Raw genomic sequence first — 2,474 nt, 5'->3', positions numbered from 1 at the left:
GGCCGTGACTGCGTGCCTTTTGAAGAATGAGCCTGCGAGTTTGCGGTGTGTAGCGAGGTTAACCCGTGTGGGGTAGCCGTAGCGAAAGCGAGTCCGAATAGGGCGACTGAGTTGCATGCCCAAGACCCGAAGCGGAGTGATCTAGCCATGGGCAGGTTGAAGCGCGGGTAAGACCGTGTGGAGGACCGAACCCACCAGGGTTGAAAACCTGGGGGATGACCTGTGGTTAGGGGTGAAAGGCCAATCAAACTCCGTGATAGCTGGTTCTCCCCGAAATGCATTTAGGTGCAGCGTCACGTGTTTCTTGCCGGAGGTAGAGCACTGGATAGGCGATGGGCCTCACCGGGTTACTGACCTTAGCCAAACTCCGAATGCCGGTAAGTGAGAGCGTGGCAGTGAGACTGTGGGGGATAAGCTCCATGGTCGAGAGGGAAACAGCCCAGAACACCGACTAAGGTCCCTAAGCGTGTGCTAAGTGGGAAAGGATGTGGAGTCGCAGAGACAACCAGGAGGTTGGCTTAGAAGCAGCCACCCTTGAAAGAGTGCGTAATAGCTCACTGGTCAAGTGATTCCGCGCCGACAATGTAGCGGGGCTCAAGCACATCACCGAAGTCGTGTCATTGCAACAATAGGGCCAACGCCTGTTGTGATGGGTAGGGGAGCGTCGTGTGCCGGGTGAAGCGGCGGTGGAAACCAGTCGTGGACGGTATACGAGTGAGAATGCAGGCATGAGTAGCGATACAAGAGTGGGAAACTCTTGCGCCGATTGACCAAGGGTTCCTGGGTCAAGCTGATCTGCCCAGGGTAAGTCGGGACCTAAGGCGAGGCCGACAGGCGTAGTCGATGGACAACGGGTTGATATTCCCGTACCCGCTTTGAAGCGCCAACGCTGAACCTTCTGATGCTAAGCCCGTGAAGCCGTCCCGGAGCCTTCGGGCAAAGGGAAGTGGTGGAGCCGGTGACCCAACGGGGTAGTAGGTGAGCGATGGGGTGACGCAGGAAGGTAGTCCAGCCCGGGCGGTGGTTGTCCCGGGGTAAGGGTGTAGGACGTGAGGTAGGCAAATCCGCCTCACACGTAGTCTGAGACCTGATGCCGAGCCGATTGTGGTGAAGTGGATGATCCTATGCTGTCGAGAAAAGCCTCTAGCGAGTTTCATGGCGGCCCGTACCCCAAACCGACTCAGGTGGTCAGGTAGAGAATACCGAGGCGTTCGGGTGAACTATGGTTAAGGAACTCGGCAAAATGCCCCCGTAACTTCGGGAGAAGGGGGGCCATTCCTGGTGACGAGTCTTGCACTCCGAGCTGGGGGTGGCCGCAGAGACCAGCGAGAAGCGACTGTTTACTAAAAACACAGGTCCGTGCGAAGCCGTAAGGCGATGTATACGGACTGACGCCTGCCCGGTGCTGGAACGTTAAGGGGACCGGTTAGCTTTGATTCGTCGAGGCGAAGCTGAGAACTTAAGCGCCAGTAAACGGCGGTGGTAACTATAACCATCCTAAGGTAGCGAAATTCCTTGTCGGGTAAGTTCCGACCTGCACGAATGGCGTAACGACTTCTCGACTGTCTCAACCATAGGCCCGGTGAAATTGCATTACGAGTAAAGATGCTCGTTTCGCGCAGCAGGACGGAAAGACCCCGGGACCTTTACTATAGCTTGATATTGGTGTTCGGTTCGGCTTGTGTAGGATAGGTGGGAGACTGTGAAAGCCCAACGCCAGTTGGGTGGGAGTCGTCGTTGAAATACCACTCTGGTCGTGCTGGATGTCTAACCTGGGTCCGTGATCCGGATCAGGGACAGTGTCTGGTGGGTAGTTTAACTGGGGCGGTTGCCTCCTAAAGGGTAACGGAGGCGCCCAAAGGTTCCCTCAGCCTGGTTGGCAATCAGGTGTTGAGTGTAAGTGCACAAGGGAGCTTGACTGTGAGACTGACGGGTCGAGCAGGTACGAAAGTAGGGACTAGTGATCCGGCGGTGGCTTGTGGAAGCGCCGTCGCTCAACGGATAAAAGGTACCCCGGGGATAACAGGCTGATCTTCCCCAAGAGTCCATATCGACGGGATGGTTTGGCACCTCGATGTCGGCTCGTCGCATCCTGGGGCTGGAGTAGGTCCCAAGGGTTGGGCTGTTCGCCCATTAAAGCGGTACGCGAGCTGGGTTTAGAACGTCGTGAGACAGTTCGGTCCCTATCCGCTGTGCGCGTAGGAGTGTTGAGAAGGGCTGTCCCTAGTACGAGAGGACCGGGACGGACGAACCTCTGGTGTGCCAGTTGTTCTGCCAAGGGCATGGCTGGTTGGCTACGTTCGGGAGGGATAACCGCTGAAAGCATCTAAGCGGGAAGCCTGCTTCGAGATGAGCACTCCCACCTCCTTGAGAGGGTAAGGCTCCCAGTAGACGACTGGGTTGATAGGCCGGGTATGGAAGCCCTGTGAGGGGTGGAGTTGACCGGTACTAATAGGCCGAGGGCTTGTCCTCAG

At 56.9% G+C, this 2,474-nt stretch carries 1 rRNA gene; it reads left to right on the top strand.

The annotated features are described in order from the left end of the window. Positions 1-2,472: ribosomal RNA gene (locus VM95_RS37285) — 23S ribosomal RNA — on the top strand; the annotation flags it as partial. Positions 2,473-2,474: the final 2 nt, after the last annotated feature.

The organism is Streptomyces rubellomurinus (assembly GCF_000961885.1).
Lineage (GTDB): Bacteria > Actinomycetota > Actinomycetes > Streptomycetales > Streptomycetaceae > Kitasatospora > Kitasatospora rubellomurina.
This window is presented reverse-complemented; position numbering and strand designations above follow the sequence as displayed.